Below are 18,422 nucleotides of genomic sequence, written 5' to 3'. Positions count from 1 at the left end.
GCGCGGCGCGCCGCGCGGGATCGCCCGCGTCAGCATCCGCCCACGGCCAGGTCCCCGCCGCGAACCACCAGCGCGAACGTGCCGCACTCGTCGGTCCGGAGCACCGCCGCGCCCACGCCCGAGTACAGGTCGAGCGCCGTGTCCGTCGGATGACCGTACTCGTTGTCGCCTCCCACGGAGACCAGCGCCACGGCCGGGCTCAGCTGCTCGGCGAGGGCCCGCGACTGGACACGTGACCCGTGGTGAGCGACCTTCACGACGTCGACGTCGGCGATCCCGCGACGACGCGTCTCCGCCAGGAGGGCGGCCTGGCCGGCGTCCTCCAGGTCGCCGAGCAGGACGACGTCCAGCCCGGCCACCCGGACGAGCAGGATGACACTGGCGTCGTTCGCGCCCGAGCCCTCGCCCGCCGCGCCGCCGGCCCCGCTCCCCGGGGAGGCGCCCGGCGTGGCGCCGGGAAGCCCCGAGAGCAGCACCTCCCAGCTCGTGTCCCCCGCGGCCCCGCGCTCCCCGGCGAGAGGACTGCGCACGGGGACATCGGCCGCCGCCAGTTCGTCCATGGTCCGCGCCGCGCCTGCGGCGGGCTCCGGAAGCGGTGAGACCAGGGCGGACCTCACCTCACGGCCTTCGAGCACCGCGGTCAGGCCGCCCACGTGATCGGCATGGAAGTGACTGAGCACCAGCAGGTCCACCCGCGTCACGCCGAGCTCGTCGAGGCACCGGCCCGTCGCGTCGCCGTCGGGCCCCACGTCCACGACCACCGCCGACGCCGGCCCGGTACGAACCGCGAGCCCGTCGCCCTGCCCGACGTCGCACGCGGCGACGACCCAGTCCGGTGGCACGGCCGAGCGAGCGACCACGCGCGGCACCGCGAGCACGACGAGGCCGGCCGTCACACCCACGACGACGATCCCGGCAAGGACAGGGGCGGTCCCGCCACCCGGCGCGCCGCGCCCGCCCGGCGACGCTCCACGAGTCGCCCCACCGCCCCGCGACACGCCGCGAGTCGTCCCACCGCCCGATGCCAGAGCCCCGGGCACACTCCCGCCGACGGCCCGGTGCATCCGGCGGAGTCCGGACCGCGCGGAACGACGCCAGGCGTCCGGCCACCCCCGTGGGTGCCAGGCCCGCACGAGGGCGAGCACGGCCGCCGTCGCCACGGCGAGCAGCAGAGCGCCGGCAGCCCCGCCCGGCCACGGCAGGGCGCGTCCGGGCAGAGCCGCGGCATGGAGCGCCACCTGCGCGATCCACCAGGTCGCCCCGCTCGCCGCCCAGGCCACGAGGGCCGCCGCCCAGGGCCACCAGGGGGCGAGGACCGTCGCGGCGAGGCCGAGCACCGTCGCCGGAACGAGCGCCGGCGTCGCCAGGAGATTGGCGGGGACGGACACGAGTGACACCTCCGGCTCGAGGAGGACGAGCACCGGCCCGCACGCGGCCTGCGCGGCGAGCGGGACGGCCAGGGCAAAGGCGAACGCCTTCCCGGTCCACGGAGCGATGCGCGCCACGAGCGGGGGCACGAGCAGCACCAGCCCGGCGGTGGCCGCCGCCGACAGCACGAAACCGAACGAGCGCGACAGCCACGGATCGGCCACCAGCAGCCCGATCACCGTTCCCGCGAGCGCCGGTACGGACTGGGCGGGGCGTCCGAGCACGATCCCGGCCAGGGCGAACCCGGCCATGACGGCGGCCCGGAGCACGCTTGGTTCCGGCCGGACGAGCGCGACGAATGCCGCGCCGGCCACCGCCAGGAGGACGATCCGGGCCCAGCGGGGCGCGCCCAGCGTTCCGGCGATCCCGGTGAGCAGGGCGATCACGATGGCGAAGTGACCTCCGGAGACCGCCGTGATGTGAGTGAGGCTGCTCGCCCTCATCGCGTCCGCCAGGTCCTCCGGCAGCCGCGTGGTGTCGCCGATCGCCGCGCCGGGGACGAGGCCCCGGCCCTGGGGCGGGAGGTCGGCGGTCACTGCCATGAGGGCGTCCCGGTGCCGGTCGAGCAGCCGGAGCGCTGCCGGCGGGGATCGCTGCACGGTCAGGGTGTCGGCGGTCAGCCGCGCGGACTCGGGCCGGCCCGGTTCGGCGGGACGCAGTCCGCCCCGCACCTCGACGACCCCGCCGAACCGCGGACCGTGCGCGGTGTCGCTCCCTCGGCTGCCGAGGATCTCGGGTGCTCCGCTGCCTGTCTCCTGGCTCGCTGTTCCCTGGCTCCCTGTTCCCTGACTTCCCGTCCCCGTGGTCGCTGTCTCCCGGCTCTTCGCCCCCGCCTTCGTGTCCTCTGTTGGGGCCCAGGTCACCGCCACGTGGGCGCGGGCCGTGGTCGTCACTCCCCGCGCGGTCACGTCGCTGACGTCCATCACGAACCGGACGGACCGGGCCGATGACGGGCTTCCCCACGGGACGGGCTCGGGTTGCGAGGCCACCGTGCCCGTCAGCCGGGCCGTGGAGGCTTCGTCGGCGAGGTCCTCGATCGTCGCGGCGCGCGCCGTCTGCACGGCGGCGGTCGCGACGACGGCGAGGGAGCACGCGGCGGCGAGCGCGACGTGCGCCACCAGACTCGTCACGACGCCGGCGGCCACGCCCGGGCCGGTCAGAACCCCATTCGTCACGGCCCTGTGCCGCGTGGCCCCCCGGAGCCCGGCCAGCACGATCACCGAGGCGCCCGCGAGCGCCGCCAGCCATCCGCAGGCCGCCGCGAGCGCCGGGGCGCCGGTCCCGCCGGTCGCCGCCCAGGCGGCGACCCAGGCCAGCACGGCGGCGGGCGCCAGCCGCAGGTCGACGGCTCTCATACGCGCGCCGCCGGGCGGATCTGTTCCAGCACGGCCGGTCCGATGCCGGAGACGTCGTCCAGTTCGTCGACGGTCGCGAAGGGGCCGTGGGTGGCGCGCCAGTCGATGATCCGCTGCGCCAGTGCGGGTCCGATGCCGGGGAGGGTCTCGAGCGTGGCGGCGTCGGCGGTGTTGAGGTCGACCGTCGCGCCGCCTCCGGCGTCCGTGGCGGCCGGTGCGTCTCCGCCCGCGGCGGGGGAGGCCACGGGCGCCTCTCCCGGGCGCGGTACGTGGATCTGTTCGCCGTCGGCGACGGGGCGCGCGAGGTTCACGCCGGACAGGTCGGCGTCGTTCGTCGGCCCGCCCGCCGCCGCGACGGCGTCCGCGATGCGCGCACCGCCGGGCAGTTCGACGAGCCCGGGTTCGCGCACCGCGCCCACGACGTGCGCCACGACGCCGGCGCCCGCCGTTCCCTGGGTCCGGACGTCGCCGGCCGTCTCCACGCCACCCGGTCCCGGTCCCCCGTCACCCGGTCCCCCACCACCCGGTTCGGCTCGGCCGCCCGCGGGCCCGGACCCGCCGTCGTGGCCGGCCTCACCCGCCGTGCCCCCGTTGCCGTCGCCGGCCGCACCGGCCGACGCGATCGGTCGTACCCCGCCGCTCCCGAGCGTGTCCCACCCGAGCGCGACGGCGGCGGCGACGCCGGCGAGCAGGAGCACGGCCACGACGGCGACGACGCCGGGCCGCGCGCCGAGGGCCCAGCGCCGTCCGGTCCCGTCGGCGTCGGCCCCGACCGGGTGTCCGTGGGCCGCCGCGTAGGCGCTCGCGACCCTGGCCGCCGATCGCCGCTGCCGCAGCCGGCCCACGAGGTCGTCGGCGGTCTCCGGCGCCGCCGACATCACGTCCGCATCTGCTCTCATGGCCACGACGCTAGGCAGGCGTGACACGCCGTCATCCGGCTCGTGGCGCTGCCTGTGCACAACTCCCGTACTCCCCAGCCCGCAGTCGGCGTCTCTTCCGCCTGAGCCGGGAGGGCGAGGCCCGGTTCGCGGCGCGGATCCGAGCGGTTTCCTCGATCCTTTCCCCGGGCAGGCGGCGCGGCGAACGCCTCGACAGAATGGCCACGACGAAAGGACCGCGACGAGCGGCGATGAGTTCCGTGTCCCACCGGCGTCCACCCCATCGACCGGCGGGCACCCGCCGGCCGGCCCCCCGAAGGAGATCCCATGCCCGAGAAGAAGACCCTCACCCTGGACGCCCCCGGCGCGGTGCTGGCCTACGACGTGCACGAGCCGACGTCGCCGTCCGATGCCCGGACGCTCGTCGTGATCGGCCTGCCCATGGGCGCCCACGGCTTCGGCAGCCTCGTCTCCCATCTCACCGACCGGAGGGTCGTCACCTACGATCCCCGGGGCGTCGAACGCAGCACCCGTGAGCCCGGCAGCGGCACCCTGCTCGCCGATCACGTCGACGACGTGCGCCGCGTGATCGAGGCGGTGGGCGACGCGCCGGTGGACCTCATGGGCTCGAGCGGGGGCGCCGTCGTCGCCCTGGAGCTCGCCGTGCGCCGTCCCGAGCTGCTGCGCACCGTCGTCGCGCACGAGCCGCCGCTGCCGGTGCTCCTGCCGGACCGCGACGCCGTCGTCGCGGCGATGCAGGACGTCTACGAGACCTACCGCGAGCAGGGTTCCGGCCGCGCGATGGCCAAGTTCATCGCGCTGGTCATGGAGTCCGGCGAGCTGGGTCCCGACTATCTGGGCCGTCCCGCGCCGGACCCGGCCGCGTTCGGCCTCCCGGCCGAGGACGACGGCGCACGCGACGACGTGATGCTCGGGTCCAGCATGCACTGGCTGCCGCGCCACGAGCCCGACTGGGACGCCCTCACCCGCCCCGAACCCCGCGTCGTGGTGGGGGTCGGCGCCGAGACGGGTGAGGAGATCACCGGCCGCACGTCCCGCAGCATCGCGGAACGCCTCGGCCGGCCGCCGGTCGTGTTCCCCGGCGGCCACGGCGGCTTCGGCGGCGGCGAGTACGGTCAGCTCGCGGGCGACCCGGAGGGCTTCGCGACCACGCTCCGCGAGGTGATCGACGTCTGACCGTGCCGCCAGTGGCCGGCCGGCCCGCCGTCAGTGCTCGTGGTCCCCGAGATCGGCGACGACGACGGCGAGGGTCCCCGGGCCGACGTGCACCCCGACGACCGCGCTGATGTCCGAGATCTCCACCTCGGCACGGGTGCGCGTGCGCAGCCGCCCCGCCAGGGTGCCGGCGCGGTCGGGGGCGCCGAAGTGCTGCACGGCCACGACCGGTCGGGTCGCGGCCGCGATGGACTCGCCCGCCAGGTCGAGCAGGCGTTCCATCCCGGCCGCGCGGGTGCGGACCCGCTGGGCCAGTTCGATCCGGCCGGCCCGTGTCGTCAGGATCGGCCGGACGCCGAGCACGGTCCCGAGCGCGGCCACGGGGCCGGACAGGCGCCCGCCGCGCCGCAGGTGCTCCAGCGTGTCGACGACGAACACCGAGGTCGACGAGTCCGCCACCGCGCGCGCCCGCGCCGCGACGTGGGCGGCGTCGCACCCCGCGGCCGCGCACTCCGCGGCCGCGCGGGCGGCGAACCCCAGGCCGGGCCCGACGGTGCGGGAGTCGACGACGCGCACCGCCAGCGGTGACCGGACCGCGGCCGCGCTCGCCGCGCCCACCGTGCCGGACAGCTCGCCCGACAGGTGCAGGGAGACGATCGCGCGGGCGCCGTCGTCGGCGAGCGCCCGGTACGTCTCGGCGAAACGTTCCGGCGACGGCTGGGACGTGGTGACGCGGGTTCCGGCGTCGAGCATCCGGACGACGTCGGCGGCGGTGACGTCCACGCCCTCGTCGTAGGACTCGCGCTCGGTCACGACCCGCAGGGGGACGACGTGCGGCCCCGGCTCCGGGGTGTCCACCGGCAGGCACGAGGTCGAGTCGGTGACGACACGGACCGCCTGGTTCGAGCGCGTTCCCCGGCCCCGAGCGCTGGACGGTCGGCGAAAGAGTGGCATGGCCGGGCGATTCTATCGGCAGATCGCCCCGCCGGGCGCCGCGCCGTCGTCGTCCACAGGCCCCACGCGCGTGGTGAGAATGAATATCGAAGTCGCGATACGATCCTGCGCGAATCGTTCCGACGAGCCAGGAAGGTCCTTCCCCGTGCCCACCCTGCTGATGATCGAGAGCTGGCTGCAGTCCACCGGACTGAGCCTCCCGCCGTTGCTACGCTCGCTCGGGCACGAGTACGTGCTGGTCACTCGCGATCCGCGGGTCTACGCCCTGCCCGGCGGCGGCACGCACCCGGTGCTCGCCCATGCCGCCGAGGTCGTGGTCGCCGAGACCAACGACGACGACGTCGTGGTCGGCGCCGCCCGGGACGTCGCCGACCGCCACGACATCCACGGCGTCCTGACGACCTGCGACTACTACCTCCCGACGGTCGCCGTCGTGGCCGAGGCGCTCGGGCTGCCCGGCTCGCCGGCCGACGCGCTGCGCACCGCGACGAACAAGCACCTGGTGCGGGCCGCCGTGGCGCGTGCGGGCCTCCCCGACGTGCCGCATGCGGTGGCCGCGACGTGGGAGGAGGCGCGAGCCGCCGCGGGCGCGCTGGGCTACCCCGTGGTGGTCAAGCCTGTGGACCTGAACTCCGGCACCGCCGTGCGGCGCGTGTCCGGCGAGGCCGGCCTGGCCGACGCGTTCGCCGAGGTCACCGCCCCCGAGCGGAACACCAGGGACCAGCCGCTGGCCCGGCTCGCACTGCTCGAACGGGTGCTGGACGGCCCCGAGTACAGCGTCGAGGCGGTGACTCGCCACGGCGTGACCACGGTGCTCGGCATCACCGCCAAGTCGGTGACGGAGGTGAGCCGTCCCGTCGCGGGCGGGGCGGACGCCGTCGGCTACGTGGAGAGCGGGCACGACTTCCCCGCACCGCTGGACCCCGCCACCCGCACCGCGATCACGGACCACGTCACGCGCGTGCTCGGCGCCGTCGGCTACACGCACGGCATCAGCCACACCGAGGTGCGGCTCACGACCGAGGGACCGCGGCTGGTGGAGCTCAACCCGCGCCAGGGCGGCGGGTACATCTTCGAACTGGTGCGGCTCGTGACGGGCTACGACCCGCTGCGCGTGCTGACCGACCTGGCCCTGGGCCGCGAGCCCGCCGCGGACGCGCCGTCGGCCGGGAGCGCCGCCGTGCGGTTCCTCCTGGCCCCGGAGGACGGCTTCCTCTCGGAGATCACGGGCTCCGGGACGCTGGCCGACGACGCCCGCGTGGTCGCGCACGACCTGCCCCGCCCGGGCGCGGTGCTCCGCGCGGCGGACAACAACGACCGGATCGGGCACGTCGTGGTGGCGGACCGCGACGGCGACCGCGCGAGCGACTGGGCGGACGAGATCATGGCCGGCCTGACCCTGGAGGTACGCCACGACGTCCCCCTCCCGGCGCGCTCCTGAACCCACACAAGACGCGGCCCGGTCCGGGACCCCCATCCCGGACCGGGCCGCGCGTGTTCAGCCGCGGATCACAGCAGCCCGCGCCGGGCCGCGCGGGCCAGGCGCCGGGGCACCTGCACCACGCTCCCGTCCGGGGCGGTGACCGCGACCAGCTCGGGCAGGCTCGTCTTCCACTGCGCGCGGCGGGACCGCGTCCGCGAGCGCGACATCTTCCGCTTCGGGACCGCCATCAGGCACGCCCCTTCGCGCTCGTGCCGCCGCGCCCGTACCGCTGCCGGAACCGCTCGACGCGCCCGGCGGTGTCGACCACACGGGAGTTGCCCGTCCAGAACGGGTGGCTCGCGCTGGAGATGTCGACGTCGACCACGGGGTAGGTGTTGCCGTCCTCCCACTCGATCGTGGCGGCCGGGCGGCCGGGCCCGGCCGCCGTGCGGCCGGCGAGGGTGGACCGCGTCAGGAACGCGAAGCCCGCGCTCCGGTCGCGGAACACCACCGGCCCGTACTCGGGGTGGATGCCCTGCTTCATCGGTCAGCCCTCCTCGTGCTCGTGGTCGTCGTGGCCCTCGTCCTCGTGGTCGTGCCCCTCGTGCGCGTCGTGCTCGGGCGCCTCTCCCAGCACGCCCTCGATCTCGTTCGGCGTCACGCCCAGCTCCGCCGAGTTCCACACCTCGCCGGTCTCGACGTCCACGGCGTGGATGGAGTCGTTCGCCGGGTCGGTCACGTACACGGACCCGTCCAGCGTGAGGATCGCCGGGCGCGGCTCCTGCCACTCGAGCGGCTCCTCCCAGGGGTCGATCACCTCGATCGAGTCGACGAGCTCCCCCTTCTCGGGGTCGATCACGTGCACGCTGCCGTCGGTCCCGAGGACCAGCGCCTCGCCGTCGTCCCCGCGCGCCAGCGACCGGAAGGTGTACGACGACGGCAGGTCCACCAGCGTGAGCTCGCCCGTCCGGGTGTCGATCAGGGAGACGCGCTCGGGGCGCTCGAGCTCGGCGTCCGGGTCCACCTTGTAGTCGCCCAGCACCACCGGCGACTCCTCGGAGCCCGCCTGGTTGCCGATCCGTCCGTAGGAGTCGGGCGCGTCCACCTTCGTGATCTCGCCGTCGTGCACGAGGATCGCACCGTCCTCGCAGCCGATCAGGACCGCCTCGTCGGCCGCCATGGCCTCGCCGTGCACGCCGGGGCAGTCGTCGCTCGCGGCGATCTCCTCGCCGTCGGCGTCCAGGATCCGGATGCCGCTGCGCTCCTCCTCGGTCCCCTCGGAGACGACGAGCGTGTCGTCGCTGAGCTCGACCGCCACGCCGTGGTGCGGCGCCGGGAGGACCTCCTCCCGCGCCACCTCGCCGTGGGACACGTGCTCGGTGTCGATCACGGAGACCGTCCCCGTCCCGTCGTCGAACAGCGCCGTCCGTCCCTCGTGGACGACGACGTGCCCGGGCTCGGTCGCCGGGTACACCGTGTCGGTCAGCACCGGGTCCGCCGTCCAGTAGTGCGCGTGGTCGCCGTGCGCCGCGGCCCACGTACCCAGATCGAGCACCTGGAAGCCACCGGTGGTGGACACCATGAGGTGCTGCTCGTCGCCGGCCGGGTTGAGCCGGTTGAAGCCGTCGAGCGGGATGTCGCCGACCTCCTCCAGGCTGAGCGCGTCGAGCACCTTGATGCCGCCGTCGTACGTGACGGCGATGCGCGCCGTACGCGACTGCGCCTCGGTCGCCTCACGGCTCGCCGAGGCCGACGGTGTCGCCTCGGCGCCGTCCTCGCCGGCGGAACCGGTCGAGGCGCAGGCCCCCAGCAGCGCGAGCGGGAGCGCTGCGGCCACCAGGCGGGCGTAGGACAGGGTCTTCATCGGGACTCCTTGAATTCGACGTGGCGCCGGACCACCGGGTCGTACTTGCGCAGCACGAGCCGGTCCGGGTCGTTGCGCCGGTTCTTGCGGGTGACGTAGGTGAAGCCGGTCCCCGCGGTGGAGACCATGCGGATGATCGGGCGCACGTCGGCGCGCTTGGTGGCCATCAGCCCTGCCTCGCCTTCCAGCGCGGGTTGAGCTTGTTGATCACGAACGTCTTGCCCCGGCGGCGGACCACCTTCGCGCCGGGCTTGTCCTTCAGGGAGCGCAGGGAGGCGCGCACCTTCATCTCGGTTCTCCTTCTTTCTCGGTCCTGTCGCCGGAGCGGCACGCCTGCCGACTTCCGTTCAGCAGGGCCGCGCAGCCTCTTCGAGGCGCCGGCAACGTCTGCGGGGCCCTGCTGAACGACGGTCAGCCGGGGCCGCGGTCACCAGCTGGACTTGGTGACGCCCGGGAGCTCGCCGCGGTGGGCCATCTCGCGCAGCCGGATGCGGGACAGCCCGAACTTGCGCAGGTAGGCGCGGGGCCGGCCGTCGACCGTGTCGCGGTTGCGCACGCGGGTGGCGCTGGCGTCGCGCGGCTGGCGCCGGAGCTCGGCGGCGGCCTCGGCCTTCGCCTCCTCGGTGGCGGACGGGGAGGCGATCACGCGCTTGAGCTCCGCGCGCCGCTCGGCGTACCTCGCGACGACGGCGCGGCGGCGCTCGTCGGCGGCGATCTTCGACTTCTTGGCCATCAGACCTTCTCCCCGCGGGCGAGGATCTCGGCCACGACGACGTCGATCCCCCGCCGGTCGATCGTCTTGATGCCCTTCGTGCTCACGCGGAGCGTGACGTGCCGCCCGAGCGACGGCACCCAGTAGCGCTTCTTCTGGATATTCGGGTTCCAGCGGCGCTTGGTGCGCCGATGGGAGTGCGACACCGAGTTCCCGAACCCGGGTTTGGTGCCGAGCACCTGGCAGACGGCCGACATGGCTTCCTCTCCTCGCTCATGACAATCGTTCTCAAACTCGGGGTACAGTACACCCGGCTGAGAATGGTTATCAAATGCGCGTGGGTTGCCGCCCGGTCACCCGCGCGCCGATCACGAGGAGGTCCGCATGCCCCGTCCCCGCCCCACCGACCAGCGCGTCCCCATCAGCGTGCTCGCGTCGGTCGACCCCGTCCTGCGCGACTCCGCCGTGCTCGGGCTCGTCGTCGACTCGCCCGGCACCGTGGCGCTGCGGCACGACATCCTCGCCGACGAGGGCCTGATCCGGCGCGTGGTGGTCGACGCGTCCGGCGTCGTCGAACAGGTGCTGGTGCCGCTCGAGCACGCGTGCCTGTCGTGCGCCGTGCGGGAGGACGCGCTGCCCACGCTCGCGGCGCTGACCGAGGACGGACGCTGGAGCGACGTCATCATGGCGCTGCCCGTCAGCGCCGAGTCGCTGCCGGTGACGCGCGCCCTCACCGCGGAGACGCAGCGCGGCGGCGTCCTGGACGGGGCCCGGATCGCGACCGCCGCGACCGTGGCCGATGTCGAGACGTTCGAGCACGACCTGCTCGCCGCCGACCTCCTCGCCGAGCGCGGCATCGCCCTGACGCCCGACGACGAGCGCTCCGTGGGCGAGGCCCTCGCCGCTCAGGTGGAGCACGCCGACCTGATCATGGCCGCCGGCGAGGCGGCGGCGGCACCCACGGGGTCGGGACTCATGGACCGGCTCCGCGCCGAGGACTCGGCCCGGGTGGAGGGCCTGCACGGCGTGACGGCCGCCGAGCTGGCCGCGGGCCGCCACGACCCGGTGCGCGGCGAACGCCGCAGCAACCCGCTCGGGGCGCGCCGGGCGCCGGGCGGCACACAGGCCGGACGCGCCGCGGGCGACCGGAGCTGGACCCTGGAGCTGCGTTCGGACCGGCCGTTCCACCCGGAACGCCTGCTGGACCGCATCGAGGACCTCGGCACGGGGCGGATGCGCAGCCGCGGCGTGTTCCACGTGGTGGACCGGCCGCTGTCGGCCTGCCTGTGGGACGGCGCCGGCGGTCAGCTCTTCCTCGGCGACCTCGGCACCTGGGACGAGGCCGCGGCGTCGGCCGAGCCGCACACGCGGATCGTCGTCGTCGGATCGGCGGACGACGTCGACGCGAGCGCCGAGCAGGACGCCCGTCACGAGCTGGTCGACGCCTTCCACGACGCGCTCGTCCGCCCGGACGAGATCGCCGACGGCGGCCTGTCCTGGCTGGGCCGCCAGGACGTCCTGAGCCCCTGGCTCGGCTCCCGCTCCTGATCCCGGCCGGCCGGCCGGATCAGCCGTCTTCCCCGTCCGGCGCGTCCGTGCGGGTATGGATGCGGGCGCCGTCGTCGTTGAAGATGCTGATCACCTGGGCAGGCCTGCCGCCCGCGGCGCTCATGGCGTGCGGGGTGCGGGTGTCGAACTCGGCGGCCTCGCCGCGGGTGAGCACCAGGTCCTGCGCGCCGAGCCGCAGGCGCAGCTTGCCGGTGAGCACGTAGAGCCATTCGTAGCCGTCGTGGACCCGCTGCTCGGGGAGCGCCGTCACGGGCGGGTAGGTGATCTTGTACGTGTGGATCGGCGATCCTTCGGGGGCGAGCGGCGCGATGACCATCCCGTCGCGCCGGATCGCCGGCCGCCGCACGCGCGGGTCGGCGTCCTCGGGCGGCAGCAGGTCGTCCACGCGGATCCCGAGCCGGCGGGTGAGCGGCAGCAGCAGTTCGAGGCTCGCCTGCCGCTTGCCGGACTCCAGCCGCGAGAGGGTGCTGGCCGACATTCCCGCGCGGGAGGCCAGCTCGTCCAGGGTCCAGCCCCGCGCGCGACGCGCGGCGCGCAGCCGCGGGCCGATCTGCCGCAGTTCCTCCGCCACGGTTCCTCCTTGCCAATTCTGCAAGATTGCTTGCACAAGCCTAGCGGCCCGGAGATGGTGGCCGCATGAACGAGACCCTGAACGAGACCGTGCACGAGGCGATGCCCGGGGCATGGGACGTGATCGTGATCGGCGGCGGCGCGGCGGGGCTGTCGTCGGCACTGATGCTGGGCCGGGCCAGGCGCCGGGTCCTCGTGGTGGACGCCGGCAGCCCGCGCAACCGCTTCGCCGCGCACATGCACGGCGTGCTCGGCAACGAGGGCACCGACCCGGCCGACCTGCTGGCCCGCGGGCGGCAGGAGGCCGCCGGCTACGGCGTCGAGATCCGCGGCGGCACGGTGGAGCGCGTGGACGAGGGCGACCGGGCCGTCGTCGTCTCGCTCGACGACGGGACCGGCCTGTCCGCGCGAGCCCTGGTGGTCGCCACCGGGATGACCGACCGGCTCCCGGACGTGCCCGGCCTCGCCGAGCGCTGGGGCAGGACGGTGCTGCACTGCCCCTACTGCCACGGCTGGGAGGTACGGGACCGGCGCCTCGGCGTCCTCGTGACGTCCCCGATGGACCTGCACCGCGCGCAGCTCATCCGGCAGTGGAGCGACGACGTCGTGGTGTTCGCCGACGGCGCCGCCGCACTCGATCCCGAGCTGGAGACGCGGCTGCGCGCACGCGGCATCGAGCTCGTCGCCTCTCCCGTGGCCGAAGTGCTGGGCGAGGGCGAGACCATCACGGGGGTGCGCACGGCCGACGGCGCCGTCGTCGCGGTGGACGCGATCTTCTCCGGCGGGCAGCCCGAGCCGCACGACGCCTTCCTCGCGCACCTGGGTCTGGCCCGGTCCGAGACTCCCGTGGGGAGCTTCGTCGCGGTGGACGAGCAGGGCCGGACGAGCGCCCCGCGCATCTGGGCGGTCGGCAACGTGGTCAACCCGGCCGCGACGGTACCCATGGCGACGGGCGCGGGCGCGATGACGGGCGGCGCAGTGAACATGGCTCTGGTCACGGAGGACTTCGACCTCGCCGTTGCCGGGCAGGCCGATGCCGGCGGGACGACGGGCCCGGACGGAGTTCCGGCCGCTGCCACAGGGCCGGACGCCGCCCAGGAAGCCGCCCAGGAAACCGCCCAGGACACCGCACGATGAGCAGCGACACGACGAGCCCCGCGCAGTTCTGGGAGGACCGCTACGCCGGAGCCGACAAGGTCTGGTCGGGGCGCGTCAACCAGGTCGTCGCCGACGTCGCCGGCGAGCTGCCGCCCGGCCGCGCGCTCGACCTGGGCTGCGGCGAGGGCGGCGACGCCGTCTGGCTCGCCCGGCAGGGCTGGGCCGTGACCGGCGTCGACCTCTCCCCCACCGCCGTCGCCCGCGGGCGGGCCGCCGCGGCCGCGGCCTGCATCCCGCCGGACCGGCTCGAACTCCTCGCCGCAGACCTCGCCACCTGGACCACGGAGCGGAGGTACGACCTGGTCACGGCGTCGTTCCTGCAGTCGTGGCCCGTGGAGATCCCGCGTCCCGACATCCTCCGGCGGGCCGCGTCGTTCGTCGCGCCCGGGGGTCGGCTGCTCGTCCTCGCCCATGCCGCGGCGCCGTCCTGGGCCCCGCCGGAGATGGTGGACGGCTACCCGTTCCCGAGCCCGGAGGGGGACCTGGCCGCCCTGGCGCTCGGCGACGCCTGGACCGTCCTCGCGGCGGAGACCCGGGAGCGCGCCACCACGAGCCCCGACGGAGAGCCCGCGACCCTGCTCGACAGCGTCGTGCTGGTCCGGCGCGGCCGCTGAGCCGGGTGTGCGGACGCCTCCTCCGAGCGTGCGGTCGGCCGCTTGTCGCGACGTCGGCTCCCCGGGCGACCGATCTTGCGACAAGCGACCGACCACTCGACATGCGACCGACCTCGGGCGGCGCGGGTCAGAGGGGCGCCGGGGCGGCCGGCGGGTGAGCCTCCACGCGCTCCCGCGCCGGGCCCGGCACCGCCAGCGCGGCGATCGCGGTCGTGATGGGGATGGCCAGCACCAGGCCGATCGAGCCCACCAGGGTGCGGACCACCTCCTCCGCGATCTCGCCCGAGGTCAGCGCCAGCACCGGCGACTGGTCCACCAGTGACACCATCATGAGCAGCGGCAGCGCCGCGCCCACGTAGGCGAACGCGATCGTGTAGACGGTGGAGGCGATGTGGTCGCGCCCGATCCGCATCGCCCGGGCGAACAGCACATGCCGCGGCGCGCCGGGCGCGACCTCCCGCAGTTCCCACACGGCCGACGCCTGGGTGATCGTCACGTCGTTGAGCACGCCCATGCCCGCGAGCACCAGCCCGCACAGCGCCACACCCCGCAGGTCCGTCAGGGGCGCCTCGGTCAGGAGGAACTGGGCGTCGTGGTCGGCCGCGCCGAGATACGTCGCGCCCGCCGCCCACACCCCGATTCCCGCCGTCAGCGCGAGCCCGAGCAACGTCCCCAGCAGTGCTGCCGAGGTCCGGGCGCTCAGGCCGTGCGCCAGGTACAGCGTCACGAACATCACCAGCGACGACGTCACCAGCGCCACACCCAGCGCGGACTCGCCCGTGAGCAGGGCCGGCATGGTGAAGCCGAGGAACACGACGAACGCGATGCCGAGCCCGGCGAGCGCGGCCAGCCCGCGCCACCGGGCCACGGCGAGCACGACGACGGCGTAGGCGGCGGCCAGCCAGCCCACCGGCACCCTGCGCTGATGGTCCTTGAAGACCAGCGGGTCCGGCGACATCGGGGAGACGGTCGAGATGTCCACGGCCACGATCCGGTCTCCGGGCGACAGCGGCACCGACGGGCCGGGAGACGCCATGGTGCTCTCCTCCCCGTCGGCGAGCCGCACCCGGACGCTCGCGCCCTCGGGCGGCGCCTCGAGGACGGTCGCGTCGACCGTCGTCGCCCCCTCGACGACGGCGGGCACCCGGTCGGGCACCGCGCCGCCGGCGGGCCACAGCAGGAACAGCCCGGCGAGCGTGGCGAGCATCGCCGGGATCAGCGCCGCGGCGAGGACTGTCCGGGTTCTGCGCGACGCCGGGGCCACCGGGCCGCCGTGCGCGTGCGAAGGGGACGGGGTGTCGAGAACGGACTGCGCCATGGCGGAATGCTGACACGTCCCACGGCCCCGGGCACGCAGGCGACCGTGCCGGGCGGGGCGCGGCGCGTGGCCCGGCCCGACAGGTCCCGCCGGGCCCGGCGGCTCGGCGGGGCCTGGCTCGCCCGGCCTCAGGCCGGCACGATGTTGACCAGCTTCGGCGCCCGGACGATCACCTTCCGCACCCCGCGGCCGTCCAGGAAACGGACCACGTTCGGCTCCGCCAGGGCGGCCGCCTCCAGGTCCTCGTCGGAGACGTCCGGCGAGACCTCCATCTTGGCCCGCACCTTGCCCTGGACCTGGACCACGCAGGTCACGGTCTCGGCCACCAGGTACGTCTCGTCCGCCTCCGGGAAGGGCTCGTGGGCCAGGGACTCGGTGTGCCCCAGCTTCTCCCACAGCTCCTCGGCGATGTGCGGCGCCACGGGCGCCGTCATCAGGACCAGTGGCTCCACCGCCGCGCGCGGCACGCTGTCCAGCCCCGTCAGGTGGTTGTTCAGCGTGATCAACTTCGCGATGGCCGTATTGGGGCGCATGCCCTCCATCTCGGTGCGCACGTCCGCGATGGTGCGGTGCAGCACGCGCAGGGTGGCGGCGTCGGGGGCGTCGTCGGTCACGGTGACCTCACCGGTCTCCTCGGACACGACGTTGCGCCACAGCCGCTGCAGGAACCGCTGCGAGCCGACGACGTCGCGCGTGTTCCACGGCCGCGACTGGTCCAGCGGGCCCATCGACATCTCGTAGACGCGGAAGGTGTCGGCGCCGTAGGCCTCGTACATGTCGTCCGGCGAGACGACGTTCTTCAGCGACTTGCCGATCTTCCCGTACTCCCGGTTGACCGGCTGCCCCTGCCAGGTGAAGCCGGTCTGCTCATCGCCCTCGACCTCCTCGGCAGGCACGTACGCCCCGCGGGAGTCCGTGTACGCGTACGCCTGGATGTAGCCCTGGTTGAACAGCCGGCCGAACGGCTCCAGGCTCGACACGTAGCCCAGGTCGAACAGGACCTTGTGCCAGAACCGCGCGTACAGCAGGTGCAGCACGGCGTGCTCCACGCCGCCGACGTACAGGTCGACGCCGCCCGCGACGCCCGACGTCGCGTTGTGCCTCGGCCCCATCCAGTACTTCTCCAGCTCGGGGTCGACGGCGTGCTCGGTGTCCGACGGGTCCAGGTAGCGCAGGTAGTACCAGCACGAGCCCGCCCAGTTCGGCATGGTGTTCGTGTCGCGCCGGTACCGCCTCGGGCCGTCGCCCAGGTCCAGGGTCACGTTCACCCAGTCCTCGTTGCGGCCCAGGGGCGCCTCGGGCTCGGAGTGCACGTCGTCGGGCTCGAAGGTGCGCGGCGCGTAGTCCGGCACGTCGGGCAGGTCGACGGGCAGCATGCTGTCCGGGACGGCGACCGGCCGGTCGTCCTCGTCCCACACGACGGGGAACGGCTCGCCCCAGTACCGCTGCCGGGAGAACAGCCAGTCGTTCAGGCGGTACGTGGTGGTGCCCTGCCCGACGCCGTTCTCGCTGAGCCAGGCGATGATGCGGGCCTTGGCCTCGTCGACACCCAGCCCGTCCAGGCTCAGCTCGTCGTTGGACGAGTTGATCGCGACGCCCTCACCGGAGTACGCGCCCTCGAAGTCGTCGGGCAGGCCGCCCTCGGGCGCGACGGTGTAGATCACCGGCAGGTCGTACGCACGCGCGAAGTCGTGGTCACGCTCGTCGCCACCCGGAACGGCCATGATCGCGCCGGTGCCGTACCCCATCAGGACGTAGTCCGCGGTGAAGACCGGGATGTGCGTGCCGTTCACGGGGTTCACGGCCAGGTGGCCCGTGAAGACGCCGGTCTTCTTGCCGGCGTCGGCCTGGCGCTCGACGGCGCTCTTGCCCGACGCCTCCTTGCGGTACGCGGCCACGGCCGCCGCCGGGCTCTCGTGCCCGCCGGTCCAGACGCTCTTGGTGCCGTCGGGCCAGGCGACCGGGACCTCGTCCAGCAGCGGGTGCTCGGGCGCGACCACCATGAACGTCGCGCCGAACAGCGTGTCGGGGCGGGTGGTGAAGACCTCGATCTCCTCGCCCGCGCCCGCGGCGTCGTTGTCGGCCGTGCCGACGACGTCGAACCGCACGTGCGCGCCGTGCGACCGGCCGATCCAGTTGCGCTGCATCGTCTTGACCTTGTCCGGCCAGTCGATCAGCTCCAGGTCGTCGATCAGGCGGTCCGCGTACGCCGTGATGCGCATCTTCCACTGGCGCAGGTTCTTGGTGAACACCGGGAAGTTGCCGCGCTCGGACCGGCCCTCGCTCGTGACCTCCTCGTTCGCCAGCACCGTGCCCAGGCCCGGGCACCAGTTCACGGGCGAGGAGTCGACGTAGGCCAGCCGCTGGGCGTCGACGACGTCGCGACGCTCGGCCTCGCTCAGGGCTGCCCAGATCGCGCCGCCGGTGTTGTCGCCGTCGTGCCCGGGCACGGGACGGGTGCCGGCGGCCAGCTCGTCGCGCAGCTCGGAGATGCGGCGGGCACGCCCGCTGTCGGCGTCGTACCAGGACTCGAAGATCTGCAGGAAGATCCACTGGGTCCAGCGGACGTACCCGGGGTCGATCGTGGCGAAGGTGCGGCGCTGGTCGTGCGCCAGGCCGGCGCGGCGCAGCTGGCGCCGGTAGGTGACCATGTTCCGCTCGGTGACCCCGCGGGGGTGCTCGCCCGTGGCGACGGCGTACTGCTCGGCGGGCAGGCCGAAGGCGTCGAAGCCCATGGTGTGCAGCACGTTGTCGCCGCACATGCGCCGGAACCGGCCCACCACGTCGGTGGCGATGAAACCCAGCGGGTGCCCGACGTGCAGGCCCGCCCCCGACGGGTACGGGAACATGTCCATGATGAAGTACGGGCTGCCCGAGGCGTGCGCGCCGTCCGGCCCCGTCAGCTCGCCCGACGGGTTCGCGGCGTGGAACGTGCCGCGCTCCTCCCACCGGTCCTGCCAGCGCAGCTCGATCTCCTGCGCGAGTTCCGGGGTGTAGCGGTAGCGGGGGCCTTCGGGCGTGCTCGTGGTGCGTTCAGCGGCGGGGGTCGTCACCCGCGGGATTCTACCGACCGAGCCGGGCTCGGACCCGGGCCGGCCGGTGATCGGGCTCGTCACCGGTCCGCGGTCGGAGGGCACCCGGCCGGTGACCGGGCTCGGCGGGCTCTCGGCGGCACCGGAGGACATCGTGTCGGTCATGGTCGCGGCTCCATCTGCGAGATCGGGTTCCGGGCACGAAAAAGCCCCCGCGCTCCGAGGAGCGCACGGGGGCGGCCGCACCGGGTGTGCCCGATCATGGGCGGAGCCGGTGCGGCTACATAAGCAGCGAGCGGATGGACCTCACGCATCCAGGATGCCAGGCGCAGGGGAACGCGGCAACCATGCGGTCGGCCGGTTGCCGAGCG

Annotated in this window: 18 protein-coding genes; 5 read left to right on the top strand and 13 right to left on the bottom strand. The window is 74.5% G+C overall.

The genetic code is table 11. The features are described from left to right. Positions 1-29 precede the first annotated feature (29 nt). Both IIE03_RS18790 and IIE03_RS18785 read right to left on the bottom strand, forming a co-directional pair. Positions 30-2,783 carry a ComEC/Rec2 family competence protein gene (locus IIE03_RS18790; RefSeq protein WP_192864291.1) on the bottom strand — a complete coding sequence of 918 codons (2,754 nt, stop codon included), beginning with the start codon at positions 2,781-2,783 and terminating at the stop codon, positions 30-32. After that, positions 2,780-3,682: a ComEA family DNA-binding protein gene (locus IIE03_RS18785; protein WP_192864290.1), complete on the bottom strand. Its 903-nt coding sequence runs from the start codon at positions 3,680-3,682 to the stop codon at positions 2,780-2,782. The genes IIE03_RS18790 and IIE03_RS18785 overlap by 4 nt, the downstream gene beginning before the upstream one ends. A gap of 306 nt (positions 3,683-3,988) precedes the next feature. Between IIE03_RS18785 and IIE03_RS18780 the strand changes: the two genes are divergently transcribed. Continuing rightward, positions 3,989-4,858, top strand: a complete 870-nt coding sequence (locus IIE03_RS18780; protein ID WP_192864289.1) for an alpha/beta fold hydrolase — start codon at positions 3,989-3,991, stop codon at positions 4,856-4,858. Positions 4,859-4,888: 30 nt separating this feature from the next. Here IIE03_RS18780 and IIE03_RS18775 read toward each other — a convergent pair whose 3' ends face one another. Next, a complete protein-coding gene (locus tag IIE03_RS18775) occupies positions 4,889-5,791 on the bottom strand; it encodes a DegV family protein (RefSeq protein ID WP_192864288.1) in 903 nt (300 codons plus the stop codon). A 145-nt stretch (positions 5,792-5,936) separates the two neighbouring features. Here IIE03_RS18775 and IIE03_RS18770 point away from each other — a divergent pair, with 145 nt between their 5' ends. After that, a complete protein-coding gene (locus tag IIE03_RS18770) occupies positions 5,937-7,232 on the top strand; it encodes an ATP-grasp domain-containing protein (RefSeq protein ID WP_192864287.1) in 1,296 nt (431 codons plus the stop codon). A gap of 68 nt (positions 7,233-7,300) precedes the next feature. Here IIE03_RS18770 and rpmF read toward each other — a convergent pair whose 3' ends face one another. The 7 genes from rpmF to rpmB all read right to left on the bottom strand — a co-directional run bounded on the left by rpmF (position 7,301) and on the right by rpmB (position 10,047). Beyond that, positions 7,301-7,462, bottom strand: coding sequence for a 50S ribosomal protein L32 (gene rpmF / locus IIE03_RS18765; RefSeq protein WP_192864286.1), 162 nt, complete (start codon positions 7,460-7,462; stop codon positions 7,301-7,303). After that, complete coding sequence (locus tag IIE03_RS18760; protein ID WP_192864285.1) at positions 7,462-7,758, bottom strand: type B 50S ribosomal protein L31; 297 nt, start codon at positions 7,756-7,758, stop codon at positions 7,462-7,464. The genes rpmF and IIE03_RS18760 overlap by 1 nt, the downstream gene beginning before the upstream one ends. A gap of 3 nt (positions 7,759-7,761) precedes the next feature. After that, positions 7,762-9,078, bottom strand: coding sequence for a zinc metallochaperone AztD (gene aztD, locus IIE03_RS18755; RefSeq protein ID WP_192864284.1), 1,317 nt, complete (start codon positions 9,076-9,078; stop codon positions 7,762-7,764). Then, positions 9,075-9,245, bottom strand: coding sequence for a 50S ribosomal protein L33 (rpmG, locus tag IIE03_RS18750; protein ID WP_192864283.1), 171 nt, complete (start codon positions 9,243-9,245; stop codon positions 9,075-9,077). Before rpmG ends, aztD begins: the two co-directional genes overlap by 4 nt. Beyond that, complete coding sequence (gene ykgO / locus IIE03_RS18745; RefSeq protein ID WP_129787201.1) at positions 9,245-9,367, bottom strand: type B 50S ribosomal protein L36; 123 nt, start codon at positions 9,365-9,367, stop codon at positions 9,245-9,247. The genes rpmG and ykgO overlap by 1 nt, the downstream gene beginning before the upstream one ends. A 138-nt stretch (positions 9,368-9,505) precedes the next feature. Beyond that, positions 9,506-9,811 carry a 30S ribosomal protein S14 gene (gene rpsN, locus IIE03_RS18740; RefSeq protein WP_192864282.1) on the bottom strand — a complete coding sequence of 102 codons (306 nt, stop codon included), beginning with the start codon at positions 9,809-9,811 and terminating at the stop codon, positions 9,506-9,508. Beyond that, positions 9,811-10,047: a 50S ribosomal protein L28 gene (rpmB, locus tag IIE03_RS18735; protein WP_192864281.1), complete on the bottom strand. Its 237-nt coding sequence runs from the start codon at positions 10,045-10,047 to the stop codon at positions 9,811-9,813. Before rpmB ends, rpsN begins: the two co-directional genes overlap by 1 nt. Positions 10,048-10,174: 127 nt before the next feature. On the opposite strand from rpmB, the gene IIE03_RS18730 reads away from it, so the two are divergent. Further along, positions 10,175-11,338: a GTP-binding protein gene (locus IIE03_RS18730; protein ID WP_192864280.1), complete on the top strand. Its 1,164-nt coding sequence runs from the start codon at positions 10,175-10,177 to the stop codon at positions 11,336-11,338. Positions 11,339-11,357: 19 nt separating this feature from the next. Here the strand turns inward: IIE03_RS18730 and IIE03_RS18725 are convergent, their stop codons facing one another. Next, positions 11,358-11,930, bottom strand: a complete 573-nt coding sequence (locus IIE03_RS18725; protein ID WP_318843064.1) for a helix-turn-helix domain-containing protein — start codon at positions 11,928-11,930, stop codon at positions 11,358-11,360. A gap of 65 nt (positions 11,931-11,995) precedes the next feature. On the opposite strand from IIE03_RS18725, the gene IIE03_RS18720 reads away from it, so the two are divergent. Next, a complete protein-coding gene (locus tag IIE03_RS18720; RefSeq protein WP_225997975.1) occupies positions 11,996-13,066 on the top strand; it encodes an NAD(P)/FAD-dependent oxidoreductase in 1,071 nt (356 codons plus the stop codon). Continuing rightward, positions 13,063-13,701, top strand: coding sequence for a class I SAM-dependent methyltransferase (locus tag IIE03_RS18715; RefSeq protein WP_192864278.1), 639 nt, complete (start codon positions 13,063-13,065; stop codon positions 13,699-13,701). Before IIE03_RS18720 ends, IIE03_RS18715 begins: the two co-directional genes overlap by 4 nt. A 127-nt stretch (positions 13,702-13,828) precedes the next feature. Here IIE03_RS18715 and IIE03_RS18710 read toward each other — a convergent pair whose 3' ends face one another. Both IIE03_RS18710 and leuS read right to left on the bottom strand, forming a co-directional pair. After that, positions 13,829-15,019 carry a YibE/F family protein gene (locus IIE03_RS18710; protein WP_192864277.1) on the bottom strand — a complete coding sequence of 397 codons (1,191 nt, stop codon included), beginning with the start codon at positions 15,017-15,019 and terminating at the stop codon, positions 13,829-13,831. A gap of 128 nt (positions 15,020-15,147) precedes the next feature. Next, the gene (gene leuS / locus IIE03_RS18705; protein ID WP_225997974.1) at positions 15,148-18,216 is read right to left on the bottom strand and encodes a leucine--tRNA ligase; all 3,069 of its coding nucleotides are present in this window, start codon (positions 18,214-18,216) and stop codon (positions 15,148-15,150) included. Between the last annotated feature and the right edge of the window lie 206 nt (positions 18,217-18,422).

The organism is Myceligenerans pegani (genome assembly GCF_014892515.1).
Classification (GTDB): domain Bacteria; phylum Actinomycetota; class Actinomycetes; order Actinomycetales; family Cellulomonadaceae; genus Myceligenerans; species Myceligenerans pegani.
The sequence above is the reverse complement of the archived record's forward strand: the minus strand, read 5'-3'. Positions and strand labels throughout refer to the sequence as shown.

Bases quoted from the DNA above. Each gene is read 5' to 3' on its own strand.
- IIE03_RS18790 (WP_192864291.1), bottom strand. From the start codon at position 2,783: ATGAGAGCCGTCGACCTGCGGCTGGCGCCCGCCGCCGTGCTGGCCTGG.
- IIE03_RS18785 (WP_192864290.1), bottom strand. From the start codon at position 3,682: ATGAGAGCAGATGCGGACGTGATGTCGGCGGCGCCGGAGACCGCCGAC.
- IIE03_RS18780 (WP_192864289.1), top strand. From the start codon at position 3,989: ATGCCCGAGAAGAAGACCCTCACCCTGGACGCCCCCGGCGCGGTGCTG.
- IIE03_RS18775 (WP_192864288.1), bottom strand. From the start codon at position 5,791: ATGCCACTCTTTCGCCGACCGTCCAGCGCTCGGGGCCGGGGAACGCGC.
- rpmF (WP_192864286.1), bottom strand. From the start codon at position 7,462: ATGGCGGTCCCGAAGCGGAAGATGTCGCGCTCGCGGACGCGGTCCCGC.
- IIE03_RS18760 (WP_192864285.1), bottom strand. From the start codon at position 7,758: ATGAAGCAGGGCATCCACCCCGAGTACGGGCCGGTGGTGTTCCGCGAC.
- aztD (WP_192864284.1), bottom strand. From the start codon at position 9,078: ATGAAGACCCTGTCCTACGCCCGCCTGGTGGCCGCAGCGCTCCCGCTC.
- rpmG (WP_192864283.1), bottom strand. From the start codon at position 9,245: ATGGCCACCAAGCGCGCCGACGTGCGCCCGATCATCCGCATGGTCTCC.
- ykgO (WP_129787201.1), bottom strand. From the start codon at position 9,367: ATGAAGGTGCGCGCCTCCCTGCGCTCCCTGAAGGACAAGCCCGGCGCG.
- rpsN (WP_192864282.1), bottom strand. From the start codon at position 9,811: ATGGCCAAGAAGTCGAAGATCGCCGCCGACGAGCGCCGCCGCGCCGTC.
- rpmB (WP_192864281.1), bottom strand. From the start codon at position 10,047: ATGTCGGCCGTCTGCCAGGTGCTCGGCACCAAACCCGGGTTCGGGAAC.
- IIE03_RS18730 (WP_192864280.1), top strand. From the start codon at position 10,175: ATGCCCCGTCCCCGCCCCACCGACCAGCGCGTCCCCATCAGCGTGCTC.
- IIE03_RS18720 (WP_225997975.1), top strand. From the start codon at position 11,996: ATGAACGAGACCCTGAACGAGACCGTGCACGAGGCGATGCCCGGGGCA.
- IIE03_RS18715 (WP_192864278.1), top strand. From the start codon at position 13,063: ATGAGCAGCGACACGACGAGCCCCGCGCAGTTCTGGGAGGACCGCTAC.
- IIE03_RS18710 (WP_192864277.1), bottom strand. From the start codon at position 15,019: ATGGCGCAGTCCGTTCTCGACACCCCGTCCCCTTCGCACGCGCACGGC.
- leuS (WP_225997974.1), bottom strand. From the start codon at position 18,216: ATGACCGACACGATGTCCTCCGGTGCCGCCGAGAGCCCGCCGAGCCCG.